Raw genomic sequence first — 20,194 nt, 5'->3', positions numbered from 1 at the left:
GGTTGGCTAAAAGTATACACCAATATTTATGGGTACAAATAATAATATGGAACGTTTGTTAAACAATAGGGGGGCATTTGTTAAAAAGGGGGGGGGTATTGGGGCATGCGTCCTGCCGAAAGTACTCTTCAGGCACTGACGTCTCATCTGCTCCCTTGTTCGCCAGCCTAAGGTTAGCCGCACGGGGTCTTCCTGCTTCGGGTGCTCCCCCCCGATACCATCGCCCTGGGTTAACGCCTCCCACTATCAAAGATCATTCGGATTTTATCCTTTGTTTGAACCCACACCAGGCGAACAAATAAAAAAAGGGCCGATCTGTTGAAGATTGGCCCTTGTATTTTTTAGGAGACTAATGTTATTACAGCTTCCGTTTAACCTCTACGTTTTCGTAAGCTTCAACAATGTCGCCTACTTCAATATTGTTGAAGTTTTGGATGTTCAAACCGCACTCGTAACCAGTCAATACTTCTTTCACATCGTCTTTAAAGCGTTTCAGTGAGGCAAGCTCGCCGGTGTAGATAACCACGCCATCACGAACGATACGGATTTTGCTGTTACGGTTAATTTTACCATCCAGCACCATACAACCTGCAATGGTACCCACCTTGCTGATCTTGAAGGTTTCTCGGATCTCCACATTCGCAACAATCTTCTCTTCAAAGGTTGGTGCAAGCATGCCTTCCATCGCCGCCTTAATTTCGTTAATGGCATCGTAGATGATAGAGTATAGCCTGATATCAATCTGCTCAGCCTCGGCCAGTTTACGGGCGCTTCCCGAAGGACGAACCTGGAAACCAATGATAATAGCATCTGACGCAGAAGCCAGCAATACGTCAGATTCAGAGATCTGACCCACCGCTTTTGATATTATGTTAACCTGTATCTGCTCGGTAGATAGTTTCAGCAACGAATCTGATAACGCCTCGATAGATCCATCCACGTCGCCCTTAACAATAATGTTAAGCTCTTTAAAGTTACCAACTGCCAAACGGCGGCCAATTTCATCAAGTGTAATATGTTTCTGCGTACGTAAACCTTGTTCGCGTTGTAATTGTAAACGCTTGTTGGCAATTTCACGTGCTTCAACTTCACTTTCCAATACGTTGAATTTATCGCCCGCTGTTGGCGCGCCCTGCATACCCAATACCTGTACCGGTGTTGATGGGCCGGCAGATTCAACCCTTTGACCACGCTCATTGGTTAATGCCTTAACACGACCGCTGTAGCAACCGGCCAAAATAGGGTCACCTACTTTTAAACGGCCGGCCTGTACCAATATAGTGGTTACAATACCACGGCCTTTATCCAACGCCGCCTCAATAACAGTACCTACGGCACGTTTATTAGGGTTTGCTTTTAATTCAAGCAATTCGGCTTCAAGCAATACTTTCTCTAACAGCAATTCGATATTTAAGCCTGTTTTGGCCGATATCTCTTGTGTTTGGTATTTACCACCCCACTCTTCAACCAAAATATTCATGGCCGATAATTGCTCGCGGATTTTATCCGAGTTGGCTCCGGGCCTGTCAATTTTGTTGAAAGCAAAGATGATTGGTGCACCTGCAGCCTGCGCGTGGTTTATGGCCTCACGGGTTTGCGGCATCACGCTATCATCAGCAGCAATTACAATAATTACGATATCTGTTACCTGTGCACCCCTTGCACGCATGGCGGTAAACGCCTCGTGACCCGGTGTATCCAGAAATGTTATTTTTCCTTTATTATCCGGCAAAGTAACCTCATAGGCGCCAATGTGCTGGGTAATACCGCCGGCTTCGCCGCCTATTACGTTTGTTTTGCGGATAAAATCCAACAATGATGTTTTACCATGATCCACGTGACCCATGATGGTTACGATAGGAGCACGGGGAACCAAATCTGCCGGATCATCGGGTTGGTCAAGGTTGGCCTCTTCATCCTGTGGCTTCACAAATTCAACCTGGTAGCCAAATTCATCGGCCACAATGGTTAATGTTTCTGCATCAAGCCTTTGGTTGATAGATACGAACATGCCAAGGCTCATACAGGTAGATATAATCTGTGTTACAGATACATCCATCATTAATGCAAGCTCATTGGCAGTTACAAACTCGGTAACCTTTAATACTTTCGATTGCAGTTCCTGCTCCATTGCCAATTCATCGGCGCTGGCGGCAACGTCATCACGTTTTTGACGGCGGAATTTGGCCCGCTGTGCAAACTTACCTGATTTACCTGCACCGCTTAAGCGAGCGAGTGTTGCTTTAATCTGGTCTTGTATATCTTTTTCTGAAGGTTCTTCCTTAGGACCGGTATTTTGCGGCGCATTATTACGGTTGCCTCTGAAATCGGGGCGGTTTCCACCACCACCTCCTTGCTGAGGGCCTCCGTTTCCTGGCGCACCATTACCCCGATTCCTGAAATCCGGACGGTTGGGGTTAATAGTACCGCCACCCGATGGGGTATGCGGAGGATGATTGCCTCCACCGCCTTGTTGGTTTTGCGGATGGTTGCCACCGCCACCTTGCTGCGGATTGCCCTGACTATCTTTACGTTTCCTTTTGCGCTTATGATCGGCGCTGTTTGAATTTGATGAAGATGCTATAGGATTACGCTTTGGCGCATTAACCGGCAATTGTATTTTACCAATAATATTAGGCCCTGTAAGGCGTTCGGCCTTGGCCCGTATTACGTCATCATCACCATCTGCAGGTGCTTCGGCCGGGGTTTCAACAACAGGGGCTTGCACTGCAGGCGGTTTTGGAGCCTCTACTTTAGACTCTTCTGCCTTTGGCATTTCAACAACCGGTGGTTTGGGTGCTTCTGCCTTAGGGGTTTCTGCAACAACCGGCTTTGGTGCTTCCACAACTGGCTCTGGTTTTGGCGCTTCTACTTTCGGCACTTCAGCAACAACCGGTTTAGGCGCTTCCACAACTGGTTCTGGTTTAGGCGCTTCTGCTACAACCGGCTTGTCGGCAACAGGCTGCGGCTTCGCATTCAGATTATTAAGGTCAATTTTTCCAATTACCTTAACTCCGGGCAATACATCGCTGCGCTCCTCGGTTTTCACCGGGGCAACAGGAGCAGCAGGCTCAACCGGTTTCGGTTTTTCGGCCTGCGGCGCAGTATATTGGCCGGCATTTTTGATCAGTATTTCTTCGTTCTCAAAATCGCGCGAACGGCGGTTTTCAACCGGTCTTTCAGGCAGCGGTGCAGTTTCCTCTTTCCTTATCTTACCGATACTGATCTGCTTGGCTTCCTCTTTAATACTTTTATCAAAGGCAAATTCCTTCAACAACGCATTGTACATGTCGCCATTTAGCTGGGCCATGGGGTGCTTATCAACCTTATAGCCTTTAGTCGCCAAAAAATCGACAATGGTACCCATACCAATGTTGAGCTCTTTTACCGCCTTAATTAATTTTATTGATTTGTCTTCTGACATTTATTATATTTTCTCTGCTAATTATCGCAAAAATACGATTTTAATTTTGGTTATTATGCTTATTCAAACTCAGCATTCAATATTGATAGCACTTCTTTTACCGTTTCTTCTTCCAGATCGGTACGTTTTACCAACTCGCCAACAGTTAAAGCCAATACCGATTTTGCTGTATCTAAGCCAATACGCTTAAATTCATCAATAATCCAGCTATCAATTTCATCTGAGAATTCTTCGATATCCACATCCTCATCATGTTCATCAGCCTCGCGGTAAACATCTATTTCATAGCCGGTTAATTTACCAGCCAGTTTAATATTATGACCACCACGGCCGATAGCTAAAGAAACCTGGTCGGGCTTTAAGTACACAGCTGCTGTTTTTTTCTCATCATCTAATTTAATAGATGTGATTTTGGCCGGCGACAACGCGCGTTGAATATAAAGCTGAATATTATTGGTGAAGTTAATCACATCAATATTTTCATTTTTTAATTCACGAACGATACCATGTATACGTGAACCTTTCATACCTACGCAGGCACCAACCGGATCAATACGATCATCATATGATTCTACGGCAACCTTGGCCCTTTCGCCCGGTTCGCGTACAATTTTTTTAATGGTGATCAATCCGTCGAAGATCTCGGGTACTTCAAGCTCAAACAAACGCTGTAAAAACTCGGGCGCTGTACGCGAAATGATGATCTTAGGGTTGCTGTTCAGCATATCTACCTTATGAACAACCGCTTTTACACTATCGCCTTTTTTAAAGTAGTCGGCCGGGATCTGCTCTGTTTTTGGAAGCAACAATTCGTTACCTTCATCATCCAATACCAAAGTTTCTTTTTTCCAAACCTGGTAAACTTCGCCTGTAACAATTTCGCCCACACGATCTTTGTATTTTTTAAAGATCTCGTCTTTCTCCAATTCCAGAATTTTTGAAACCAGTGTTTGGCGTGCCGCTAAAATAGCACGGCGGCCAAAGCTTTCCAGGGTAATTTGCTCAATTTGCTCGTCGCCAACTTCCAGGTCCGGATCAAACAATTTGGCCTCGGCCAGTTCAACTTCCAGGTCATCGTCTTCGCTAAACCCATCTTCCATAACCTTACGGGTGCGCCAAATCTCTAAGTCACCGTTATCGGTATTAACAATTACGTCGCAATTTTCATCTGTGCCGTATTTTTTCCTGATCATGCTTCTGAAAACGTCTTCCAAAACGCTCATCATGGTTGGGCGGTCAATGTTCTTGAAATCTTTAAATTCCTGAAAAGAATCAATTAAATTAATATTGCTCATTTTCTACTTGAATGATATTAAAACTTTTGTTTCTGTTATTTTATCTAATGGGATAACGCTTTCAACAGTTTCGGCCTTTTTCCCTTTTTCTTTTATTTTTTCTTCAATTATAATAGCGTCTTCGGTTAATGCCGATAAAACACCCTCTCGTTTTACGCCATCGGCCATTTTGATACCCAATGTGCGCCCAACATTCTTGGCATATTGCCTTGCCGATGAAAGCGGAAAATCAATCCCCGGCGACGATACTTCCAGGTTGTAGGCTGTTTCAATTACGTTTTCTTCCTCTAAATGGAAGCCCACATGCCTGCTTACCGCCACACAATCGTCAATACCTACACCGTCATCGCCATCAAGCAACACTATAAGTTTTCCGTTTGAGTGCATTTTAACATCCACCAAAAACAAATTCGGCTTATCGGCTATTTTTTCTCCTACCAGTTCCCTTACTCTTTTTTCAATGTTCATTACCCGCCCGTTTTTTGATTGATAATTTTTAATTGATAAAATAAAAGAGGGGGCTATTTGCCCCCTCTTTTATTAATTGACTGCAAATATAATCAAATTTATTAATTTTTCAACTATCAAATAGGGTTATTGCTTAAAAATCAAATCTGTATAGTGCAAGCTGCCCAGTTTGTTTTTTCCTAATATAAAATCAGAGGCCTTGCTATTGGCATCAAATTTATAGTAGCGTACAAAATAAGTTTGCTGCGCGATAAAAGGGGTGTCGGGCGTAAAAACCACCACGCTATCTGTAACCACATACTTGCCCGGCTGTATGGGCTGATAGTTTTTTAGCTCGGTATCTATCGGCATTTTAAATACAGGCACCAGGCTTTGCCAGTTGCCACCGGATGAGTCGCGGTTGATATCCTGGACTATTAATGGGTCGAGGCCTGTTATTTTGAGGGAATGCTTATCGGGGGTAAGGTTAATTTTAACGTTGTTGACTTTGGGTTTATCGGAGGAGCAGCCAGCGTAAAAGAGGGTAATAAGCAAAAGTGCCTGATAAAAAAACAAGTGATTCGAGTTAGTAAAATTCGACAAAATACTGAAGAGCGATTGACGCACATCGCATGGTGACGAAGACTCACCCGGCGAGGCTACGCCCGCCACCCTCTCTTCGGCTTCGCCGGAAAGAGGGGCTTGAAAATTTATTAATTGTTTTTTTTTAACATTGTGATATTCACCGTTCAAGTCCCTCTTTCCACCGTAGGTGAAGAGAGGGTGGCGGGCGTAGCCTCGCCGGGTGAGTCTTCGCCCGCGTTCAAAACGGATGCTTTTGTGCCGTCCCATTATTTCTTCAACGTTTGTTCAAATAATTTATAAATCCGTTTATACTCATCCGTCCAGCTGCTGGGCTGTTCAAAGGCGTGGTCTTCTACGGGGTACGATGCCAGCTCCCAATTTTCTTTGTGCAACTCAATTAATCTCTGGGTCAGCCTGATTATATCCTGGTAATTCACGTTCTGATCTATCATCCCGTGCAACATCAATAAATTGCCTTTTAAGCCATTGGCAAAGTAAATGGGTGAACTTTTGCGGTAAGCTGCTTCATCTGTAAAAGGTTCGTTTAAAATATTGGAGGTATACTCATGATTATAATGCGCCCAATCTGTAACCGAGCGGATAGCACCGCCCGCCGCGAAAACATCGGGCTCGGTAAACATGCCCATCAGCGTAATAAACCCGCCGTATGATCCGCCGTATAAGCCAACGTGTTTGGGGTTTACGCCATATTTATCAACCAGGTACTTTACGCCATCAACCTGGTCGGATAGGTCTTTGCCCCCCATATGCCGGTAAATACCTGTGCGCCAGTCGCGGCCGTAACCCGCGCTTGCCGTATAATCAATATCAATCACAGTATAACCATTGTCGGCCAGCATATTGTTAAACATAAACTCGCGGAAGTAATAGCTCCAGGAATAAGTTACATTTTGCAGGTATCCTGCGCCATGCACAAAAACCACCGCCGGTTTGGCGGGGTCGGCCTTTTTGGGGAGGTAAAGGCGGGCGTAAACATCGCTGCCATAACGGTTCTTAAAGGTGATAATTTCCGGGGCACGCCATTGGTATGATTCGTATTCTTTGCTTATGGATTTGGTAACCTGCACCGCCCTGGCACCGGGCTTATTGGCCTGCACATATAGTTCCCATGGTTTGTTAGAGTAGGAGTAGCGGATAGCCAGCCACTTTTCGTCGGGCGATAGTGTTACGTCGTTGCCGCCCTTCATGCCGGTTATTTTTGTTGGCGTCCCGCCATCAACCGGCAGACTATAAAAATCCGTCAACCCGGGATGATCGATATTAGCGGTGAAGTAAAACCTTTTTTTATCGTTGGATAACTGCAAGGTTTGCACTTCCCATTTGCCACTGGTAATTTGCTTTTTTACGCCGCTATTAACATCAATTACGTAGATGTGGGAGTAACCGCTGGCCTCGCTCTGAAAACAAAAATGATCATTGTCGATAAACCCAACATTCCCTGTCGCCGAGTTTTCAATTCCGGGACCACCAATCCAGGCTTCATCGCGCTGGCGGTCAAGCAGGCTAAGCTTGCCGGTAGCGGCGTCCAATCGCATAATCCAGCGGTCTTTATTATCCTGGGCCGATATTACAACAACTGCATGGGCGCTGTTCTCGCTCCATAACACGCCTTCTATGGTTACCAGCCTGTCGGCATTTGCCTTTTTATAAGCTTCCTGTTCTTTAGGATAATCTTTTAAATAATCGGGCTGGTCTTTAATTCCTGGGATATCGGCCGTGCTGATGCGATAAACAGAATCGCGCTGACGGTCATAAATAAAAGTTTCGGACGTTGATGATGGACGGCCTACTTTTGAACGATTGGGAATATCCTCCGTGAACCCCGATTCGGTTACATAATTAGGCACGATGCTGTTTTTAACGTCATCGGCCGGCTTTGTAAGCCGGTAAGTAACAAAGCGTTCATCGGGGCTTATTTTAACCCGCCCAACTCGTTTTGTTCCAAAAACCAGTTCCCTCAATCGCTTCGGCGCCAACTCTGCACTTTCAGTTGAGTCTTGTTTTTTCTCTTTCTTCTCAACTTTAACAATATCAAACAATTCCAGCTGCTGCCTTTTAAGCCATTTTTCTTCTTCGTTAAGTTCGTCGTTGCTCTTTTTACTTTTTGATTTAACAAAATTAGTTAGCTGCTCCAACCCATTTCCGTTAAGTTTCATGGAGAACAGGTTACTGCCTTGAGAAAATATGATGTGGTTTTCATCGCCGTTAAAAACCGGCGAACTTTCTCCTTCCTCGGTATGAGTAAGCTGCGTTATTTTGCCCGTTTTGAGATCTTCTAAAAACAAATCTCCGTTTTTTTCAAAAACTTTTTGAGTGCGCTTTTTATTCCAATTACCATTTTCTGCCGGTAAACCGCGCTTATTGGCAATGCTTACTTTTTGTGGTGCCGCACCGGCAGGCGTAGCGGCAAACAATTCATCCGGCCCGGTTTTATCTGCATTCCAGGTAAAAAGAATTTTCTTACTGTCATCGCTCCAGTGAATGTTTGATGGGGATACGCCTATCCATTTTGGATCGCGCATAATTTTTTCAATGGTAAGGGTATCCAGCTTTTGGGCAAAAGCACCGGCAGTATTGGCAAGCAACAACAGCGTAAATATTTTTTTCATGAGTCAGTCTTATTTTGCGTAACTAATACGCGATGCAATTTAACAGTTTGGCTTTGCTTTGCTAATTTTAGGCGTTTATTGTTACAAATGGAAATTAAAGGCGACGGTTTTATTTTACGGGAGTTGCGGTTGGCCGATGCTAAATCGTTACAAAAACATGCCGATAACACAAGGGTTTTTGATGCCCTTCTTGATCGCTTTCCATCGCCATATAAAATTGCGGATGCCGTTGATTTTATAGGGCTTGCAATGGCCGACAAAGTGCAAACTAAGTTTGCGATAGTTATTAACCACGAAGTTGCAGGCGTAATTGGCATTGATTTAAGGGTCGATATTTATCGAAAATCCGCATTAATTGGATATTGGCTGGGCCAGGAATATTGGGGAAAAGGCATAATGCACAAAGCTGTGAAACAGGTTGTTGATTACGGCTTTGCCAAACTTGATATTGTAAGGCTGCAGGCGGGCGTATTGGGCAACAATCCAAAATCGATGCGGGTATTGGAAAAAGCGGGTTTCGTAAAAGAAGCTATCTGTAAAAATGCCATTATTAAAAATGGTCTTATTTTAGATGAGCATTTATACGCTATACTTAAGCCTTCCGTTTAATTAACAAATCTGCCCGATAAATCCACCGTTCGGGCAAACGGGTTTAAAAACTGGTTAACCAGTATAGCAAACTCCCGGCGGGTTATTGGCCGGTTAACATCAAAATCCGTTTGGAATTTATATTGGTTTTTCCAGGCCTTGGCCATGGAGATGTGCAGGGTTTTAGGATCAGTTAGCGTTATCTCGCTTATAAGCGACAGCGTGTTTTCTACTGTAAATTTTAGCGCGGGCTTTTCCCTGTTGAACCATAAAAATGTACGGGTATAAATATCATTTAATACCGGTTCAATCTCGGCCGTATTAACAGTCGAATCGGGCATAAACAGTACATCAGTTTTATTACTATCCAATTTTTGCACTCCCTTTAATAAACCGGTTGCCCCAACCTGCTGCACTGCCCTAAAATAATGATCGTTTTGGTTCACATCGGCAAATGGAAGCAGGTAGCTTTTAAAATCAAGTAGTTCGCCCTGTACAGTGCGTGCGTTTAATTTGTGGGTAGTAGTTTTAAAAAACGCACAAAATGCTGCTGCTGCTCCGGCACCCTGGCCCAGCATAAGCTGGTTGGGCAGATATTGAATGTCATCCTCGGGGAAAAACGAACTCGTTATCAACAGGTTCTCTGCGCCCGGCGCTACAACAGCGCCTAATGGAATACAATATACCGGCGGTTGCGGGTAACTGTTTGATGTGTTCTTTTTATCATCACTACGGCCCTTATAACCATCGCCTGTCGCGATGCTGGTACGATAGGCGGTAGACTGGTAGTTATTGGCCATTAAATCCGCTGGCTTAAAATTGACATGCAGTTTTTCGGCTATTGCAGCATCGCGGGTGGCGTCAATAATCACCCTTGTTTTTATTTGTTGCGATTTTGAATCCTGGCTAACGGTTACCACCCAACCATCCCCGTCTTTTTTTACCGTGCCAACAGTGGTGTTTAACTTTATAGTGAGATTTTTGACGGTATCGGTCATTTTTTTTATGATGGCCGCCCCGGTGAATGGCTCTAAACGAAGAGGGGCATTATACGCGGTATCGCGGCCCGGAGTGTTTTTATAAAAAATCATTACCCATTTTCGAAATTCGCCCCAAATACCTGATTGCAGGTTACGCCCGTTACCGATAGTTATCATTGTTTGAGCCTGCATTGATGGGCATAATTGCGGGCCAGCTTCAACAAGTACTGTTTTAATTTTGCTGCGGGCTCCCTGTATGGCCGCCGAGGCGCCGGCAGGACCACCGCCAATTACAAGGATATCGGTTTTAATGGTTTGGGCATATGTAAAGGAGCATTTTAACAGCAGCAGTACTAAAAACAGTTTTTTTATCATCGGTTTAAATAACACGTACAGAACGCTAATTTAGGCTAAAGCTTGCTGTACTATAAAATTATACCTAATTTAATTTTTTTATAGACATATGACAGACCAACAAATGAGGTTCCCGATAGGGAAGTTTGCACCACCGGCATCCTATACCGACGAAAACATTCGCGAATGGATAGACGACCTGCGCACGCTGCCCGGTAAATTGCGTAACGCAATAGCCGGTTTAAACTACCAGGAACTGGATACCCCGTACCGTACCGGCGGCTGGACATTGAGGCAAGTGATCCATCACCTGGCCGACAGCCACATGAATTCAATCACCCGGTTTAAGCTGGCGCTTACCGAAAACAACCCGGTTATAAAACCATACGAAGAAGCCGACTGGGCTTTACTCCCCGATTATCGCCTGCCGGTAGAATCATCATTAAAAATGTTAGAAGGCATACACATCCACATGGTTGCCTTATTTGAAAGTTTTACCGAAAACGAGTGGGAACGTTCTTTTGTGCATCCGGCATCCGGCGATACTGTTTCGCTTAAAAAAGGGTTGGCATTATACTCATGGCACAGCAAACACCATTTAGCCCATATTACCGAGACAGTGAAGAAATTTATTAAGTAGGTCAAAGGCGAAAGGGTAAAAGTAAAAGGGTTTTAGTAGTTAACTGACGAGGGCTTCTGTTTCCTATCAAAAGGCCTTGGCTTCCACGTTCGCCGCAAAAAAACCTTTTACTTTTACCCTTTCACCCTAAACAGATGGAAAGCTTAGGTAAAAAGTAGTGCCGATACCAATGGTTGTTTCAAACCATATTTTGCCGTTGGCATTCTCAATTGAATTTTTCACAAAGGCAAGCCCAAGGCCCGTTCCGGAGCTTTTGGTGGTAAAATTGGGTTCGAATATCTTTTCGCGCATATTTTCGGGAATCCCGTTGCCATTATCTTTTATGGTAAGCAGTACATTTTTGCTGGTAATTAGGTAATTGATATCTATCAACCCTTTTCTATCCGGCGGGGTGGCCTCTATGGCATTTTTTAATAAATTATTAAAACAACGCAGCAACTGATCCTTATCGGCATTAATCATAAAGGGGGGCTCCGGCGGCTGATACATGATATGCATATTGTCCATTTGCTTAAATATGGTAACCGCCTGGTTAAGCATTTCAAAAACATTTAATTGTTCGATACGGGTATCGGGCATTTTGGCAAAAGCCGAAAACTCAGACGCGATTGAGGATAAACTTTCTATTTGTTCGACAAACGATTTGCTGAAGCGCTCGAATTTTTGATCGAATTTAGGGTCCTTGTCGCGCCACGATTTATCAAGCAGTTGCAAACCTAATTTTAGCGGGGTTAACGGATTTTTAATTTCGTGAGCTACCTGTTTAGCCATTTCGCGCCAGGCGCTTTCACGCTCAGACTGTGCCAGCCTGTTCGCACTATTTTCAAGGGCCGATATCATTTTATTGTACTCTTTAACCAATGCCCCAATTTCATCATTTCGCTGCCATTTTATCGGTTCGTTTTTTTTGCCATATATGGTTTTGCTCAACGTTTCCTGTATGAAGCTTAACGGCGTGGTAATTTGCCTTGCAATAATAATAGCAAATAAACCAATAGCTATAAACACCAGCGTATAAACGTTTATCATCACGTTCAGCAGCGCTGTTATGCGTTCTTTATAATCTGCTTCGTTCGAAAAATAAGGCAATTGGATATAGGCTATTATCCTTCCAGAGCTTGTAATGGGCGCATAAGCGGCTTTATAACTCAATTCGCCTATCCGCTCATCATTTACAAATTCTGTTTTTTGCAGGCGGCTTAAATAGATAAAAGCCCGGGAGTTCATTTTTTTTGCTACCAGGCCGGCTTCGTACATTTTGGGCTGGGTTGTTACCAGCGGTACTCCGTTTGTATCAAACAAAACCAGGTCGGTTGAATAGGTTTTGGCCATTATGTCAAAATCAACCTGGCTTTTTTCGTTTACATTGTATATGTACTTGTTTAACGCTCCCGTTTGAAAAGCCTCGGCGATACGGGTTATTTTATTACGGATTTGTTTATCCTGCTGGCTTTGATACTGGCTCCCTATTGATACAAAAGTGATAAAACCAACCGCTATCAGCGTAACAACAACCGCAAAAATCATTACAAACTGTATGCGCGTTTTATAAAGTACCTTATCAAAATTGATCCGGAAATTCCAGCGGATTTTGTCATCCTTGATGCTTAAAATTCTTACGCGTACCCATGCACCCCTGACAATAATAATAATTGCGCTGAATACCAGCAAAGCCATAAAAAAGAAGGTGATGGACGTTACCCCATTATAAAGCGGGTTTGTTTCCTTACTTGCTACAACTATGTTACGTTTGTTGGGCTTATAAATAAGGTGTTCGTATTTTGTAAAGGTGTTGTACCATTCGGGGTTGTTTGTCCTGGTGGTTTTTATAATATATTTTTTTAATACCCCTTTAAAATCGGGATTATTAAGCGTATAAACATAAGTGCCCCGCTGGCTTTGCAGGCGATTATCGTAATAATACGCGTACGAATAGTCTTTAAATTCATCTTCGGATTGCAGCGACCCATCTATCAATAAATCGGGGAAGGCACCTAACGATTGAAGGGGTTTTGAGGTAAACTCAATAGCCAGGGTGCCCAATTGTTTGTTCCTGCTTTTTATGGGGAGTATCGCAAAGTAGCTCTGAAGCCCAAACGATGCCGTTCCCCGGTAAAAATAAGATGTTGGCACAACCTTATAGGAGTTATATACAACCTGATCTTTGAAGCTGGTTATCGGAACATCATCTTCAACAAGGGGCTGGTCGTTAGCATCATATTCGTGTATTTTAACTACATACTTTGATAAGTACCCGTCAAAATATAATTTCTGAAAACGGGTTAGCAGGTACTCGGTATTATGTACATTTTCCTTAAAATAGCGCACAATGGCTGTATCAATAAGAATCCGTTTCTCTGTTTTTATAAAAGTATTTTCGGCATCATGATCAACCGGGTCTTCTAACCGGTGTACCAGTTTTTTGCGCACAACCTCTTCTTTAATACTTTCAAAATGGTTTAACTTAATGGCCGATATTAATGAGCATATTAAAAGTACGCCCAAAAAGGAGGTTGTGGTAAGTTTGCTTCTGTGGTATATAAAACCAAACGCCCTTATCAATACCAGCATCATCCACAACAGGTAAAACAGGCTAAAGCCATAATACCGGGCAAAAACAGCCGTGCTGATAGCAACACCTGCTATTAGTAGTAATAACTGGTGCACCCGCGGCACACCCAGCCTAAGGCATATAAAAAGAACAACGTCATCAACAAGATAAAAAATAAGGAAACTAAAGCATAACATTAAAACGCCCAGCACACTAAACGATGACAAGCCCAGCACATTATTTACATTAAAGTTAATGCCCGAGTTGATAACAAGGTCTGAAAACAATCTTAACAACGATGTGGATATCGCGATAAGCAAAAGAATGCAACCAACTACAATAAAATAGCCGACAGCGTTTGTATATACCGCCGTAAACAATCTGCGGCGCTGCAGGTATATAAATACAACAAACCAAAAAAAGCAAAGCAGGTTAATACATAAATCGCCAAAAGACGGGTACAAAATGCCCGAATTGAAAATTTGGGGGTCAAAAAGCTTTAGCATGCCGCTAAAATCGGGCAGGTGGTAATATAAATTAACAAAACGGAACAGCATTATAAAAAATGCCAGGAATATCACCGACAACCAGGCGTAACCCTTTGCCGCCACATGGCAACAAATATTATGGATTAATATACAAAGCGTTAGGATGGTTAAAATCCAAAAAGCGGCCTCGTAGTATATAAACGCATAATTAACACTGTTGGCTTTTTGCTTTACCGAAAAAAGATAATCGTTACTAATGCTATGTACATCATAGGCGTCCTTATCGCCCAAATCGGCAAGTTCAATGTTGTCGCTGGTAATTAGGTCTTTAGCAAAAGTGTTTTGAAGATACTGGTTGGTAAAGGTGTAATTGTTTTTCACCGGGATGAAAAATATTACAGAAAAATCACCATCGGTTTTCCTTATCGCTTCATAATACCCGTTTGGTTGCTTAATAAACGAATTGCCTTCCTTTATATTCCAAAGGCTATCCGGCAAAACTTTAATACCACTCCAAAAACTCAGATGGTTTTTATAGGTCGTTATAAACCAGGTATTCTTTTTTGCGGTAAAGGTTTCTATTCCGTTAATTGCTTCCTGATCATTATCTGTGAGGATTTTAAATTTGTTAAACTGTGCCTTATCACTTAGCTGTTTATCAATATAAGCCTCTTTTTTGTGCAAATTATCCTCAAGTTCCCGCGCAGTTTGGTCAAGGTTATTTACCGGCGTATATGTTTTTTGGATAAAAATGGCCGTAAACAACAATCCGATACCTATCAGGGTAAGCAACAAGCGTATTTTTCCGGAGGTTGTCAAATTACTATCAGATATTACACGTTAAAAACAAAAGGCACTATAATAGTGCCTTTTTAATTATTATTAAGCTAAAACAACGCTTTGGGTGGGTATTGCCCTATCAACCTTTTTTACCAGCCCTTGCAATACGTTGCCAGGGCCAACTTCGGTAAATGAGGTGGCCCCATCTTCCAGCATGTGTTTAACGGTTTGCGTCCACCTTACTGCACCGGTAAGCTGGGAAATTAAATTTTGTTTGATGAGTGCCGGATCTGTATATGGCTTAGCATCAATATTTTGATAAACAGGACAAACCGGCGCCTTAATTTCGGTAGCTACAATTGCCGCTTCCAGCTCAACCCTTGCCGATTCCATTAACGGCGAATGGAAAGCGCCTCCAACTTTAAGTATTAATGCCCTTTTTGCGCCAGCTGCAAGTAATTTCTCGCAAGCCTCTTCAATACCAGCAATGCTACCCGATATTACCAACTGGCCCGGGCAATTATAATTTGCGGTTACTACCACGTTGCTTACCTGGCGGCATACATCCTCAACGGTAAAGTCATCCAGCCCTAAAATAGCAGCCATAGTTGATGGCTGTATTTCACAGGCTTTTTGCATGGCGTTGGCACGCGCGGCAACCAATCGCAAACCATCTTCAAATGATAAGGCACCTGCAGCAACAAGGGCCGAAAATTCGCCAAGGGAATGGCCTGCAACCATATCCGGCTTAAATTCATCGCCCAAAACGGTAGCTAAAACTACCGAATGTAAAAATATAGCAGGCTGGGTAACGTTGGTTTGCACCAAATCTTCGGCTGTGCCATCAAACATCACATCAGTAATCCGGAAACCCAATATTTCATTTGCTTTTTCAAATAACTCATGTGCTTTTTCAGACTGTTCGTAGAGATCTTTACCCATACCCGGGAATTGGGCGCCCTGCCCTGGAAAAATATATGCTTTCATTTAGCCCCCTAACCCCCTAAAGGGGGAATTTTATGTTTATAATTATTGCCTATCAACCCTTCCTGCACCCCTTATGGGGCCGGGGGTTTAACCTAATTTCGAACTTATTAAATTTAAAAACTCTGTGCGGGTTTTTTCTTTCAAAAACTCACCGGTAAAGGCCGATGTGGTGGTAACCGAGTTTTGTTTTTGCACACCACGCATACTCATGCACAGGTGGCGGCACTCAATAACAATACCTACTCCAACCGGGTTAAGCGTTTCCTGTATACAATCGCGAATCTCGTTGGTTAAGCGCTCCTGCACCTGCAGCCTGCGGGCAAAGGCATCAACTACGCGCGGTATTTTGCTTAGCCCAACCACATAGCCATTAGGAATATAGGCAATATGAGCCTTTCCAAAAAAGGGTAGCATATGGTGCTCACACATAGAGTACACTTCTATGTCTTTTACAATTACCATCTGGCTGTATTCCTCTTTAAACATAGCCGAATTCAGGATGCTTTTAGCATCCAGATCATAGCCATGAGTTAAAAACAACATCGCCTTGGCTATGCGTTCCGGTGTTTTTAACAGGCCTTCCCTTTGGGGGTTTTCTCCAATCTGCTTTAAAACGTCAAGATAATGGCCCGATAGGTTTTCAATTAGTTGCGGATTGTACCGGTCTATTTTGGTGTAACCGTCAATATCATCATCGCGGTCGGGGATGTGGTTTTTATCAATCATTTTATCCAGTTATCCGCCAAAATACTCCGCGGAATTATTTTCAGTTTCATATAGTTTTACCGAGTGTAAAAACACTCCCTCATAAGCCTCAATAGGCGCCTTAAGCTGATTAAAAATCTCGATGCAAAGCAATTCCGTCGACGCCATTTTACCCGCCATGAATTCAACATCCAAATTGATGTTTTTATGATCAAGCTTTTCTATAACATGCTCGTTAATAATAACCTTAAGCTCTTTCAAATCCATCAGATAGCCGGTGGCGTGGGTAATTTCGCCCTTAACCGTTACAAATAAATTGTAATTATGACCATGCCAGTTGGGGTTGGCGCATTTGCCAAATACCTCATTGTTTTTTTCAGCGCTCCATTCCTCACGGTACATCCGGTGAGCGGCATTAAAATGTTCTTTGCGCGTTATATGTATCATCATAATAATAAGTGGGTGCAAATATACAAAACAAAAACAGGCCAGTTGTTTTATATTCGTGGTCAAAAATCTGTAAATTAAACGTACAAAAAGCAATATGCTTATATTAATTGTTGCCGCAACAGCGCCCGAAGTTGAACCCTTAGTCAAATACTTCGGTAACAAAATAGATGTATTGATAACCGGCGCAGGCATGGTACCCACTGCCTTTGCCCTGGGACGCCAATTTACCCATGCTAAATATGACCTGGTAATAAACTTGGGCATTGCAGGCAGCTTCGACAGGAACATTGAACCCGGTTTTTTAGTTGAAGTAACCGAAGATACTTTTGCCGAAACCGGTGCGGAAGACGACGAGCGGTTTATACCGATGAACGTTTTGGGCTTTGGCGAGGTAACCTATAAACCAACAACCACATTAGATGAAATTGAAAGCAATTTTTATTTGAAAAAAGGCCGGGCCATTACGGTAAATACCGTTCATGGAAATGATGCATCTATTAAAAAAGTGCAGGAGCGGTTAACCCCCCAATTAGAGAGTATGGAAGGCGCGGCGTTCTTTTATGCCTGCCAGCAGGTTAATGCGCGTTGTATCCAAATCAGGGCTGTGTCAAATTATGTTGAAAAACGCAACAGGGATGGCTGGCAGATAGGGCTGGCTATAAAAAATCTGAATACCTTTGCCATTGATCTGATTGACGCGATCATTAAGCTTTAATTGCGTCGAGGTTTTACGTTTGACGTGGTAGGTTATACGTAGGGCTTCAAAAACGCAAACAGGGGTTTTACGTTTGACTTTATACGTTATACGTGCCCCTTTTTAACGTATAACGTAACACGTACAACTTACAACGTACCATGAAACTAACCCTCGGCTTTTCGCCCTGCCCAAACGATACCTTTATTTTTGATGCCCTTATTCACCATAAAATTGACACCGAAGACCTGGAGTTTGAGGTTTTTTATGATGATGTAGAAACCCTGAACCAAAAAGCTTTCCGCGGCGAATTGGATGTTACCAAACTTAGCTACCATGCGTTTGCTTACGTGGCCGATAAATATGTACTGCTTGACTCGGGCAGCGCCCTGGGCTTTGGCGTGGGACCAATGCTGATCTGCAAATCAGATCCGGAAAAACTTTACTCGCAACTCGAATCCGGCAGCCCGAACCTTAAAATAGGGATCCCAGGCAAATACACTACTGCCAATTTTTTATTAGGCAACGCTTTTCCCAATGCAACCAATAAAATTGAGCTTGTTTTTTCGGATATCGAGAACGCGGTATTGGAAGATCGTGTTGATGTGGGATTGATCATCCACGAAAACCGCTTCACCTACCAGGATAAGGGTTTAAAAAAAATCATCGACTTGGGCGATCATTGGGAAAAACAAACCGGCTGCGCCATTCCGCTTGGCGGGATAGTAGCCAACCGTAATTTACCTGCAGATGTTCAGCACAAATTAAACAGGGTATTGCGTAAATCGGTTGAGTTTGCTTTTGCAAACCCCAAATCGGGCCTGGAGTTTATCCGCTCGCACGCCCAGGAAATGAGTGAAGAGGTCATGTACAAACACATTGATTTGTATGTAAATAAATATTCTGTAGAATTGGGAGAGGAGGGGAGGAAAGCGATAAAGCTGCTTTTTAACACTGCCCAGAAAAAACACATTATCCCCCAAATAAACGAGGAAATATTTCTAAGCCCCCTAACCCCCTGAAGGGGGAACCATCGTTTAAAATAAAACGGCCCTTCTTGCATCAGAGGGGCCGTTTTATTTAGTGACATAGTGAATCAAAAATTCCTCCCTCAGGGGGTTAGGGGGCTTCGCCGTTTAATACAACAAATGATCATACGGGTACCTTTCGGTATGTATCGCTTTCACTTCCTCATAAAGCAAATTCCTGAACTCATCTACATTCTCTCTTTTGGTGGCCGATATAAATATAGCCGGGCTGTTGTTTTTGGCCATCCAGCTGTGTTTAAAATCGTCAAGCGTTAAGGGTTCTTCCTGCTGCTCTATCTGGTGATCTTCCGGTTTAAAGGCGTCTATTTTATTAAATACCGTTATCATCCGTTTATCAATAGCGCCAATATCTTTCAGGGTCTCGTTAACGGTACGTATCTGATCCTCAAAATTAGGGTGCGAAATATCTACCACGTGCACCAGAATATCTGCTTCGCGCACTTCATCCAGTGTCGATTTAAAACACTCCACCAGTTGGTGAGGTAGTTTGCGGATAAAACCAACCGTGTCTGATAACAGGAAAGGTACATTCTCCAGCACCACTTTCCTCACAGTTGTGTCTAATGTGGCAAACAGTTTGTTTTCGGCAAACACTTCCGATTTGGATACCATGTTCATGATGGTTGATTTACCAACGTTGGTATAACCCACCAGCGCGGCACGCACCATCTGGCTGCGGTTTTTGCGCTGGGTTTCGTTTTGCTTGTCTATTTGTTTCAGCCGGTCTTTCAATAAGGCTATCTTGTTCAAAATCAAACGCCTGTCGGTCTCAATTTGCGATTCACCCGGTCCGCGCATACCGATACCACCCTTCTGGCGCTCAAGGTGAGTCCACAAACGGGTAAGGCGGGGCAGCAAATATTGTAGCTGAGCAAGCTCTACCTGGGTTTTGGCCTGGGCTGTTTGCGCCCGATTGGCAAAAATATCCAGGATAAGGTTATTTCTGTCAAGGATCTTTACCTGTAGCTCGTTTTCAATATTGCGCAATTGCGATGGCGACAGCTCATCATCAAACACCACCATATCAATTTCTTCTTCAATAACAAAAGCCTTTATATCTTCCAGCTTACCACTGCCTACAAAGGTAGCCCTGTCGGGCCGCTGTAGTTTTTGGGTAAAATGAGTTATTGTTTCGCCGCCTGCTGTAGCAACTAAAAACTCCAGTTCCTCTAAATATTCTTTCTCCTGTTCGTCGGTTACGTGGGGTGTCATTACGCCAACCAAAACAGCTTTTTCCTGCTTCACAGCAGTATCGTAAAATTTTTGCTTCATTAACTATGGTATATCAATCACGGTGCCAATTTACTAATATAGCACAAACGGGCTTATTTAACGCCAAAATAGCACATACAAAGGAAATTGGCTGTCATTACTAATAAAATATGTTTTACAAAAAACACAGGACAAACCCATCTAACAGGGTTAACATAACTTAACACATTTCAGATATTATTTTTACAATTTCCTCATAATCAATGCTTTGTGGTTTTTACATGGTTAACACTAAACTGGTCGCCGTTAACTATTTAGTCCGCTTGCCCCGAAAA

At 43.1% G+C, this 20,194-nt stretch carries 15 protein-coding genes; 4 read left to right on the top strand and 11 right to left on the bottom strand.

The features are described 5' to 3' along the window. Positions 1-358 precede the first annotated feature (358 nt). The 5 genes from infB to BMX56_RS19700 all read right to left on the bottom strand — a co-directional run bounded on the left by infB (position 359) and on the right by BMX56_RS19700 (position 8,381). Positions 359-3,424, bottom strand: coding sequence for a translation initiation factor IF-2 (gene infB, locus BMX56_RS19720; RefSeq protein WP_090651404.1), 3,066 nt, complete (start codon positions 3,422-3,424; stop codon positions 359-361). 59 nt (positions 3,425-3,483) lie between these two features. Then, positions 3,484-4,719 (bottom strand): transcription termination factor NusA, encoded by a 1,236-nt coding sequence (gene nusA, locus BMX56_RS19715; RefSeq protein ID WP_090651403.1) that lies wholly within the window; start codon positions 4,717-4,719, stop codon positions 3,484-3,486. A 3-nt stretch (positions 4,720-4,722) separates the two neighbouring features. Next, positions 4,723-5,187 (bottom strand): ribosome assembly cofactor RimP, encoded by a 465-nt coding sequence (gene rimP / locus BMX56_RS19710; protein ID WP_090651402.1) that lies wholly within the window; start codon positions 5,185-5,187, stop codon positions 4,723-4,725. A 126-nt stretch (positions 5,188-5,313) separates the two neighbouring features. Further along, positions 5,314-6,018, bottom strand: coding sequence for a hypothetical protein (locus BMX56_RS19705; RefSeq protein WP_143065483.1), 705 nt, complete (start codon positions 6,016-6,018; stop codon positions 5,314-5,316). Next, the gene (locus BMX56_RS19700; protein WP_090651400.1) at positions 6,018-8,381 is read right to left on the bottom strand and encodes a prolyl oligopeptidase family serine peptidase; all 2,364 of its coding nucleotides are present in this window, start codon (positions 8,379-8,381) and stop codon (positions 6,018-6,020) included. Before BMX56_RS19700 ends, BMX56_RS19705 begins: the two co-directional genes overlap by 1 nt. A gap of 87 nt (positions 8,382-8,468) precedes the next feature. On the opposite strand from BMX56_RS19700, the gene BMX56_RS19695 reads away from it, so the two are divergent. Next, positions 8,469-8,990, top strand: a complete 522-nt coding sequence (locus BMX56_RS19695) for a GNAT family N-acetyltransferase (protein WP_090651399.1) — start codon at positions 8,469-8,471, stop codon at positions 8,988-8,990. Here BMX56_RS19695 and BMX56_RS19690 read toward each other — a convergent pair. Continuing rightward, positions 8,987-10,324 carry an FAD-dependent oxidoreductase gene (locus BMX56_RS19690; protein ID WP_090651398.1) on the bottom strand — a complete coding sequence of 446 codons (1,338 nt, stop codon included), beginning with the start codon at positions 10,322-10,324 and terminating at the stop codon, positions 8,987-8,989. The two genes, BMX56_RS19695 and BMX56_RS19690, sit on opposite strands and share 4 nt — an antisense overlap. An 88-nt stretch (positions 10,325-10,412) precedes the next feature. On the opposite strand from BMX56_RS19690, the gene BMX56_RS19685 reads away from it, so the two are divergent. Then, the gene (locus BMX56_RS19685) at positions 10,413-10,943 is read left to right on the top strand and encodes a YfiT family bacillithiol transferase (protein WP_090651397.1); all 531 of its coding nucleotides are present in this window, start codon (positions 10,413-10,415) and stop codon (positions 10,941-10,943) included. Positions 10,944-11,069: 126 nt separating this feature from the next. Here BMX56_RS19685 and BMX56_RS19680 read toward each other — a convergent pair whose 3' ends face one another. The 4 genes from BMX56_RS19680 to BMX56_RS19665 all read right to left on the bottom strand — a co-directional run bounded on the left by BMX56_RS19680 (position 11,070) and on the right by BMX56_RS19665 (position 16,901). Further along, complete coding sequence (locus BMX56_RS19680; protein ID WP_090651396.1) at positions 11,070-14,801, bottom strand: ATP-binding protein; 3,732 nt, start codon at positions 14,799-14,801, stop codon at positions 11,070-11,072. Positions 14,802-14,864: 63 nt separating this feature from the next. Then, a complete protein-coding gene (fabD, locus tag BMX56_RS19675; protein ID WP_090651395.1) occupies positions 14,865-15,749 on the bottom strand; it encodes an ACP S-malonyltransferase in 885 nt (294 codons plus the stop codon). An 87-nt stretch (positions 15,750-15,836) separates the two neighbouring features. Next, a complete protein-coding gene (gene folE / locus BMX56_RS19670) occupies positions 15,837-16,475 on the bottom strand; it encodes a GTP cyclohydrolase I FolE (protein ID WP_090651394.1) in 639 nt (212 codons plus the stop codon). A 9-nt stretch (positions 16,476-16,484) separates the two neighbouring features. Further along, on the bottom strand, positions 16,485-16,901 hold the full coding sequence (locus tag BMX56_RS19665; RefSeq protein WP_090651629.1) for a 6-pyruvoyl trahydropterin synthase family protein: 417 nt from the start codon (positions 16,899-16,901) through the stop codon (positions 16,485-16,487). Between the two features lie 97 nt (positions 16,902-16,998). Here BMX56_RS19665 and mqnB point away from each other — a divergent pair, with 97 nt between their 5' ends. Continuing rightward, positions 16,999-17,619, top strand: a complete 621-nt coding sequence (gene mqnB, locus BMX56_RS19660; RefSeq protein WP_090651393.1) for a futalosine hydrolase — start codon at positions 16,999-17,001, stop codon at positions 17,617-17,619. A gap of 140 nt (positions 17,620-17,759) precedes the next feature. After that, complete coding sequence (locus BMX56_RS19655) at positions 17,760-18,620, top strand: menaquinone biosynthesis family protein (protein WP_090651392.1); 861 nt, start codon at positions 17,760-17,762, stop codon at positions 18,618-18,620. Between the two features lie 114 nt (positions 18,621-18,734). Here the strand turns inward: BMX56_RS19655 and hflX are convergent, their stop codons facing one another. Further along, positions 18,735-19,919 (bottom strand): GTPase HflX, encoded by a 1,185-nt coding sequence (hflX, locus tag BMX56_RS19650; RefSeq protein ID WP_090651391.1) that lies wholly within the window; start codon positions 19,917-19,919, stop codon positions 18,735-18,737. Positions 19,920-20,194: the final 275 nt, after the last annotated feature.

Origin of the sequence: Mucilaginibacter sp. OK283 (genome assembly GCF_900110415.1) — a bacterium.
Classification (GTDB): Bacteria; Bacteroidota; Bacteroidia; order Sphingobacteriales; family Sphingobacteriaceae; genus Mucilaginibacter.
The sequence above is the reverse complement of the archived record's forward strand: the minus strand, read 5'-3'. Positions and strand labels throughout refer to the sequence as shown.

Bases quoted from the DNA above. Each gene is read 5' to 3' on its own strand.
- infB (WP_090651404.1), bottom strand. From the start codon at position 3,424: ATGTCAGAAGACAAATCAATAAAATTAATTAAGGCGGTAAAAGAGCTC.
- nusA (WP_090651403.1), bottom strand. From the start codon at position 4,719: ATGAGCAATATTAATTTAATTGATTCTTTTCAGGAATTTAAAGATTTC.
- rimP (WP_090651402.1), bottom strand. From the start codon at position 5,187: ATGAACATTGAAAAAAGAGTAAGGGAACTGGTAGGAGAAAAAATAGCC.
- BMX56_RS19705 (WP_143065483.1), bottom strand. From the start codon at position 6,018: ATGGGACGGCACAAAAGCATCCGTTTTGAACGCGGGCGAAGACTCACC.
- BMX56_RS19700 (WP_090651400.1), bottom strand. From the start codon at position 8,381: ATGAAAAAAATATTTACGCTGTTGTTGCTTGCCAATACTGCCGGTGCT.
- BMX56_RS19695 (WP_090651399.1), top strand. From the start codon at position 8,469: ATGGAAATTAAAGGCGACGGTTTTATTTTACGGGAGTTGCGGTTGGCC.
- BMX56_RS19690 (WP_090651398.1), bottom strand. From the start codon at position 10,324: ATGATAAAAAAACTGTTTTTAGTACTGCTGCTGTTAAAATGCTCCTTT.
- BMX56_RS19685 (WP_090651397.1), top strand. From the start codon at position 10,413: ATGACAGACCAACAAATGAGGTTCCCGATAGGGAAGTTTGCACCACCG.
- fabD (WP_090651395.1), bottom strand. From the start codon at position 15,749: ATGAAAGCATATATTTTTCCAGGGCAGGGCGCCCAATTCCCGGGTATG.
- folE (WP_090651394.1), bottom strand. From the start codon at position 16,475: ATGATTGATAAAAACCACATCCCCGACCGCGATGATGATATTGACGGT.
- BMX56_RS19665 (WP_090651629.1), bottom strand. From the start codon at position 16,901: ATGATACATATAACGCGCAAAGAACATTTTAATGCCGCTCACCGGATG.
- mqnB (WP_090651393.1), top strand. From the start codon at position 16,999: ATGCTTATATTAATTGTTGCCGCAACAGCGCCCGAAGTTGAACCCTTA.
- BMX56_RS19655 (WP_090651392.1), top strand. From the start codon at position 17,760: ATGAAACTAACCCTCGGCTTTTCGCCCTGCCCAAACGATACCTTTATT.
- hflX (WP_090651391.1), bottom strand. From the start codon at position 19,919: ATGAAGCAAAAATTTTACGATACTGCTGTGAAGCAGGAAAAAGCTGTT.